7 protein-coding genes are annotated in these 6,732 nt (G+C 67.8%); all 7 read right to left on the bottom strand.

Going from position 1 to position 6,732, the window contains the following annotated elements:
• Positions 1-124: 124 nt before the first annotated feature.
• Positions 125-493: an IS3 family transposase gene (locus RM423_RS23670; protein WP_311425503.1), complete on the bottom strand. Its 369-nt coding sequence runs from the start codon at positions 491-493 to the stop codon at positions 125-127.
• Positions 494-570: 77 nt separating this feature from the next.
• On the bottom strand, positions 571-882 hold the full coding sequence (locus RM423_RS23675; protein WP_311425504.1) for a transposase: 312 nt from the start codon (positions 880-882) through the stop codon (positions 571-573).
• 351 nt (positions 883-1,233) lie between these two features.
• Complete coding sequence (locus RM423_RS23680) at positions 1,234-1,983, bottom strand: DUF5825 family protein (protein ID WP_311425505.1); 750 nt, start codon at positions 1,981-1,983, stop codon at positions 1,234-1,236.
• On the bottom strand, positions 1,980-3,845 hold the full coding sequence (locus RM423_RS23685; RefSeq protein WP_311425506.1) for a RiPP maturation radical SAM C-methyltransferase: 1,866 nt from the start codon (positions 3,843-3,845) through the stop codon (positions 1,980-1,982). The genes RM423_RS23680 and RM423_RS23685 overlap by 4 nt, the downstream gene beginning before the upstream one ends.
• A gap of 56 nt (positions 3,846-3,901) precedes the next feature.
• Positions 3,902-4,981, bottom strand: coding sequence for a histidinol-phosphate transaminase (locus RM423_RS23690; RefSeq protein WP_311425509.1), 1,080 nt, complete (start codon positions 4,979-4,981; stop codon positions 3,902-3,904).
• A gap of 36 nt (positions 4,982-5,017) precedes the next feature.
• Positions 5,018-5,980, bottom strand: coding sequence for a 2-dehydropantoate 2-reductase (locus RM423_RS23695; RefSeq protein ID WP_311425507.1), 963 nt, complete (start codon positions 5,978-5,980; stop codon positions 5,018-5,020).
• Positions 5,977-6,606 (bottom strand): cytochrome P450, encoded by a 630-nt coding sequence (locus RM423_RS23700; RefSeq protein ID WP_311425508.1) that lies wholly within the window; start codon positions 6,604-6,606, stop codon positions 5,977-5,979. The genes RM423_RS23695 and RM423_RS23700 overlap by 4 nt, the downstream gene beginning before the upstream one ends.
• Positions 6,607-6,732: the final 126 nt, after the last annotated feature.

Here is a 6,732-nt window from a genome sequence, read left to right on the forward strand (position 1 = left end):
GTTGCGTCAAATGAGTGGTCACCTGTCAGCAGCTCACCCACCACCCTGCACTCGACCTGGACCGGTGAAATCTCAGGGGCTCCTGCCAGCCGCCGCGAACCGCCGGGTCACCCCGGCCCTCCCATTAAGTGAAGTCGGTGACCCAGGCCCGGTTCGGGGCGGTGGTGCGGAAGTCACGGTTGAGTAGGTCACCGGCCCGCACGCCGTCCTTGCCGGGGATCGTGGTGCCGGTCTTGCGGCCCCGGACCGGGCCGCGCATGCCTTCGTCGCGCATCAGCCGGTCGACCGAATGTTTCGAGATCCCGGGCAGGCCGGTGCGGTTCAGGAAGCGAGTCATCTTGCGGCGTCCGTAGAGCACCTCGGGCAGCGGGCCACCGCCGGCGCCGCCGGTGCGCAGGCCACGCAGCCGGTCGATGACCACGGCGTCGCTGACTGAGCGCGCAGCGGGTGGGTTCGTGCGCCAGAACCGGTAGGTGCGTGGGGCGACCCGCACGCCCTGCTCACGCAGGACGACGCAGATCGACTCGACCCCACGCCCAGCGGCGCGCTGTTCGTCGATGAAGCGGGCGATCAGCGGTGGCGAGGGTCGAGTTCCCTCGCGAAGAAAATCGAGGCCGCCTTCAAGATCTCGTTGGCTTCTCGAAGGTCCGCGTTCTCCTTCTTCAGCCGCTTGATCTCGGCCAGCTCCTCACTGCTCGGAGCTGGCCGGGCGCCGGCGTCGGTCTGAGCCCGCACGATCCACTTGCGTAGCGTCTCCGGACCGACTCCCAGCTTGGGGCCGAGCGCGTGCGCGACCTTCCACGCCGAGCCGTACTCCTCGAGTCGACCAAGAGCCATCCGGGTCGCTCGCTCACGCTGCTCCACGGGGTACCTGTTGGGCATGATCTGCATCCTTCGCACGAAAGGAAGCGGCATCAAACCCGGGACGGTTCAGTCACAGCGCTCGACTTGCGGGTTGCGTGACCCCCGGCGCCGTAATGGGCGTCGATGACCGAGACCGAGCGCCGCCAGTGCCTTTGCTCCGCGACTGCCATGCAGGCCCGCGGCTCAAGATTCAGCAATATTAAGCGGAGCGGCTGCGGCTGAACCACCCTCCGGCATCAGGTCAGTCCCGATGGCCTAGATACACCGGCCGGTTCGCCACGACACGCAGACGGCCACCTTGAGTCCTCCATTGACGACGGCGCACGGGATGAGCGTCATAGATGTCGTCATAGATGTCTGGGGCACGCGTCAGGCAGGGATGGCGTCACCCGTCTCGGCTGCCTGCTTGGGCCCGGCCGAGGCCAGTGTCCCGGTGAGCAGCTTCGCGCCGATGGGCCAGGAGCGCATGTGCACGGGCAGCGTGACGCAGTGCTCGCCTACCCGCAGCAGCAGTCCTGCGTTCACCATATCCGCGGCGGCGGTGGCCTGCCGTGCGTCGGCGGCAAGCTCCGCCCAGGCGCATCCGTCCAAGCCGCGGCGCAGCACCTCGATCTCGGCCGGGTCGTTCACGATCAGCCGGCGGTCGGACTCGGCCCGCTGCTCGACGACCGACAGGAACGTCGGGCCTTTCCGAAAGTAGAACAGGCCGAAGTGATTGGTCGAGCGCCACTCACCGAGCGGTATGGTGCGCTGCCCGATTATCGTCGCCCGCTCGGGGGCGGGCAGGTGGTCCAGCCGTCGGACCAGCTCGAGCTGTGAAGGTTCGAGCGCCAGCGACCAGGTAACCCGTGCGCCGATGGACGAGCACTCGCGGACCAGTGCGATGGCCCGCGCTGCCGTCCGGTCGTCGGTTCCAGAGATGTCAACGGTTCCGGTGAGAAGCACCTCTCGGACCGGCACGCGTGGCAGCAGCGCCGCTAGCTCGGTCGCAGTCGGAAACTGTTCGGAACCCGCGCCGAGGGTTAGGGTTTCGCTGGCCGGGCGCCCGGTGGGCGGGGCGGCGTCGGGGTCCGCGGCCCGGATCCGGAGTCGGTTCATATCCAGCACAGCGTCCGTCATGACTCCACCACCATTTTATCGTCGACCAGCTTGCGGCGGAACGGGTCCACCGTGAGCGCGACGCTCACGAAGCGTGTCTCGTCCTCATAGGCAAAGCCGCGGTCAACGAACCAGCGCAGAATGTGCTCGATCTCCTCATCACTGACTTTGAACCCAGCATCGGCCACTCGTCGGCCGATGCCTTCCCTGCCGGCGACGCGGGACATGCCGAGGTAGACGGTGCTGTGGACGTCATCGAGTTCGATGACGTCCTCCGGCCAGCTAGCGCGGTGGTCCTCGATGACGACCCGACCCCCGTCGTTGACCCAGTAGGTCAGGCTGCTGTGCGGGTAACCCTTGGCCCAGGCCGCGGCCGCCTGCTTCAAATCATCCTCGATGGACCCAGTGATCCCGGAGTCGTGGCAGTCGAACAGATACACGAGGTCATAGAGTTCGTCTCGCGGCACTTCGTAGATGTAGTCATAGATTTCCGCGGGACGGCGGAACATGAAACCTTCCGACGGGTTCTCGAAGTACGGGCTGAACCGTTCTAGCGCGATCCGCCACGCCCCCGTGGGCGGCTGCAGGTGTTCGAGCGCGGCGAACTTGTCGATCATGCTCCGGTAGTCCTGCTCGGTCTCGCCTGGGAAGCCGTAGAGGATGTTCCACGTCACGTTGAGCCCGAGGTCCTGCGCATCGCGGAGCATGCGGACGTTGTGCGGGGAGCTGACGCCCTTGTCCATGAGGCGCAGCACGCGGCTGGACAGGCTCTCGATGCCCGGCTGCACATACAGGACGTTGGCGTCTTTCAGGCTGCTCAGCGCGTCACGCGACAGGTTCGACTTGATTTCATAGTGAATCCGCAGGTCGCAGTCGAGGGCGGCCAGTTCCGGCATCGCGGTGCCGATGTACTGCATGTCCAGAATGTTGTCGACCATGATCACGTCGAGCACCTGGTAGCGGTCGGCGAGGTCCCGGACCTCCTCGGCGATACGCTTTGGGTCCTTGCTGCGGAACTGGATGTTCGACCCGTTCAAGCCGCAGAAGGTGCACTGGTGGCTATCGCCCCACCAGCAGCCCCGCGAGGTCTCGAGCACAGCTCGGGGGGAGACGTCGCGCAGCAGCGGCGCGTGCCGTAGCGCGTGGAAGTAGTCGTCGTAATTGGGCGCGGGCACCGCAGCGAACGGCAGTGCCGCCTTCGCCAGCGGGTTCACGATCGACTTGCCGCTGTCGCGCCAGCTGAGCCCCGGGATGTTGGAGACGTCCGCGCCGTCGGCGATGCGGTTCAGCAGCGCGGGCAGAGCCCGCTCGCCTTCCCCGCTAACCACGAAGTCGAGCTGCGGAAAGTTGCGGTGCAAGGCTGGGCCTTGGGGCCCGTCTGAGTTGCAGCCACCGAGCACCGTGACGATCCCGGGGACGAGGCGCTTGAGCTCTTTGGCCAGGGCGAGCGAGGGCACATTCTGCATGAACGTACTGGTGAACCCGACGACGTCCGGCGGGTCGGTAGCGATCTCGGCTGCGAGGTCCTGGACGAACCGGCGCGAGTGCCGCTGCATCTCCACCGCCGCGACCGGGTCGATGTTGCGCAGTTGCAGGAACTCGGCGAACTCCGTGCGCCGATAGCCGTCAACGTCATAGAGCACAGGCGTGAACACCCAGTCGCCGACGCCGTGGAAGACCTGCTCCGCGACGGTCTCGTAGTCGGCGGCGGTGATCGCGCCGCCGGTCTCACGAATCAGGTGCTCGGCCCAGCGGAGGTTGGCGTATAGGTCATCGACGTCCCAGCCGACAGCGTCCCGGCGCACGCACGGACCCAGGATTCCCAGGGCGCTGGACGGCGTGTCGAGGCCCTGCCAGGGCATGGCGATCATTAACAGTTTCACGGCTAGCTACCTCCAAGGACGTCGGCCGAGTGACAATGACTGAATGGTGGCCACGCTCAGCGCCACTGGCTCCGATCGGCCCGGCCCAGCGCTGCCAGCAGCGCCCGGTGGGCCTCCGCCTCGCCCATGGAGATGCGCACACCGTGCCCCGGGCACTCCCGCACCTTGACCCCCGCGCTCGCTGCGGTGTCGGCGAACCGGCGGGCGGACGAGGGCAGCGGCACCCACACGAAATTGGCGCGGGACGTCAGCACGGGAAGCTGCAGCGCCCGCAAGCCGTCGACTAGTTGCTGCCGCGCCGCGGCCACCGCGGCCATCCGCTCTCGCAGCTCCGCACCGCTGTGCAGCGACACGATCGCGGCCTGCTCCGCCAGCTGAGTCACGCCGAACGGCAGCGCCGTCTTGCGGACCGCCGCCATAACCTGAGGTGGCCCGGCTGCGTAGCCGACCCGGAGGGCCGCCAGGCCGTAGGCCTTGGAAAACGTCCGCAGAACAACGACGTTGCCGTGGTGCTGCAGGATGGCGGGCCGGCCCGGAAGATTTCCGCAATGGTCGAACTCGATGTAGGCCTCGTCCAGCACGGTGACCACGTGCTCCGGCAGCGATCGCAGGAACCCCTGCAGTCGGTCGGTGTCGATGACGGTTCCGGTTGGGTTATGCGGCGAGCAGAGGACGATCACCCTGGTGCGCGGGCCAACCCGAAGGCGGATGCCGTCAAGGTCGTGCTCACCGGAGGCGGTTAGCGGCACTCGGAGGCTGGTGGCGCCGCACACGGCGACGAGCAGCGGGTAGGCGTCGAACCCGGGCCAGGCGTAGACGACCTCGTCGCCCTCGCAGCACAGCGCGAGAAGGATCTGCTGAAGGACGCCGGCACTGCCCGGGCCAACTGCCACGTTCTCGGCGGGGATGCTCAGGTGACCGGCAAGTTGTTCGGTCAAGGTGCGCGCCGTCGGGTCAGGGTAGCGGGCCAACTGCGACAGGGTCGCCTCGATCGCGGCCACCACGGACGGCAGCGGCGGATGAGTCAGTTCATTGTTGGACAGGTCGAATTCCAACTCCAGGCTGCCGCCGCCGCCCGGCGCGTCCGAGCTCCGGTATGCCGTTACGTCTAGTAAGGCGCTGCGTTCTACGACCATCACTCCACCGCTCCTGACTCGTCCCGCGCCCACGTCTCAGACACTCGCTGCCGTTCGCGCGGCACGCGTGGCGAGAAGTTCGTAAAGCATTTCGTGTACGGGCGCGGCGCGGCCCGCTCGGCCGGCAAGGCGGACCGCTGCTCCGGTCCAGGCCTCTAGCTCCGACGGCCGGTCCGCCAGAATGTCGCGCTGCAGCGACGTAGTAGCGTCCGGCGGCTGCCGTTCCATCACCGCCACGGCGGCGTCGACGGCGTCGCTCGGTAGCGCGATGCCGAGTTGCACGCCCGTCTCATAGATCTCCCGCGAGCCAGCAAGGAGCATCCGGCGGATGCCTGGGCGTGATCGGAGCTCGCCGATTGTCGCCCCGCCGGTGGCGGCCCCGAGGCTGCCAACCGGCACGATCGTCATGAACTTGCTCCAGAGATCGGCCCAGATGTCGCGGGGCTCGAGCGCCTCCACGCCGGCGGCGCGCAGCGACTCGCGCAGCCGCAACACCCGCGCCGAGACGCTGCCGTCCCACTCCGCGAAGCCGAGGGCCGCAGGGCCGCCCGAGTGCTCGATCTCGCCCGGGCCTGCCAGTATCGCGACGACCCGGACGACACCGGGCAGCACGTGGTTTCGGCCGATCGCCGAGGCAACCTGCTCCGGTGCCTCCACACCGTTCTGGATGGTGAGCACCGCGGTGCCCGCGCCGATCATGGGGCCCAACACATCGAGTGCGGACGGCAGCTGCAAGGTCTTGACGCATAGCAGCACCATGTCGACCTCACCGATCTCGCGCGGGTCGTCGGTCGCCCGTACCGCGGGCACGGACCACGTATCGTCGCCACTGGTGACGCGAAGACCGTGGCGCCGAAGCGCGGCCAAGTTCTCGCCGCGGGCCAGCAACTGCAGGTCGTGCCCCGCAGCGGCGAGGCGGCCACCCAGGTAACCGCCGACGCCACCGACACCGACCACTGCGATGCTCGGGCCGTCCGGTGGGACCGAATGGCCCGTCATCGGGACAGCCGCCCGTGCAGGCGCAGGGGGAGTGCTTCAAGGCCGCGGCTCAACGAGCTGTCCGCGACCCAGGCCAGCTCGTCCGGCGGCACCGCGAGTTCGAAGCCGGGGAGGCGGCGCAGCAGCGTGCCGAAGGCGAGCTCTCCCTGTAGACGCGCCAGCGGCGCACCGACGCAGAAGTGCGCGCCGTGGCCGAAGGACAGGTGCCGGCTCGGCGAGCGAGTGATGTCGAACCGTTCCGGGTCGTCATAGACATCGGGATCGTGGCCCGCGCTGGACAGCGACAGGTGCACGAAGCTGCCCTTGGCGATGGGCACGCCCCCGAGCTCCATATCCTGCGCCGCGATGCGCAGCGAGGCCCAGGCCGCAGACCCCTCATAGCGCAGGATCTCCTCGATCGCCGCCGGGATAAGGCCCGAGTCGGCGCGCAGCAGAGCCAGCTGTTCGGGATGACGCAGCAGCAGCGCGGTGCCGCTGGTGACCATGTTCGCAACCGTCTTGTGGCCGGCGATGATGAGCAGCAAGATCGTGGAGAGCAGTTCCCGCTCGCTGAACACACCCGTGTACCGGCCGCGGATGAGCTCGCTCAACAGGTCGTCGCGCAGGTCGGCGCGGCGCTCGGCCACTAGTGTCGCGTGAACGATGATCTTTGACCGCCGGTTGCTTTGGTGAGGATTTCGTCGGCGGTCTTGGTCCAGGTGAACGGCTGGCAGCGTTCGTTCCAGGCGTCGATGTAAGTCTCGATTGCGGCG

The organism is Jatrophihabitans lederbergiae, assembly GCF_031845305.1.
Classification (GTDB): domain Bacteria; phylum Actinomycetota; class Actinomycetes; order Mycobacteriales; family Jatrophihabitantaceae; genus Jatrophihabitans_A; species Jatrophihabitans_A lederbergiae.

Bases quoted from the DNA above. Each gene is read 5' to 3' on its own strand.
- RM423_RS23675 (WP_311425504.1), bottom strand. From the start codon at position 882: ATGCCCAACAGGTACCCCGTGGAGCAGCGTGAGCGAGCGACCCGGATG.
- RM423_RS23680 (WP_311425505.1), bottom strand. From the start codon at position 1,983: ATGACGGACGCTGTGCTGGATATGAACCGACTCCGGATCCGGGCCGCG.
- RM423_RS23690 (WP_311425509.1), bottom strand. From the start codon at position 4,981: ATGGTCGTAGAACGCAGCGCCTTACTAGACGTAACGGCATACCGGAGC.
- RM423_RS23695 (WP_311425507.1), bottom strand. From the start codon at position 5,980: ATGACGGGCCATTCGGTCCCACCGGACGGCCCGAGCATCGCAGTGGTC.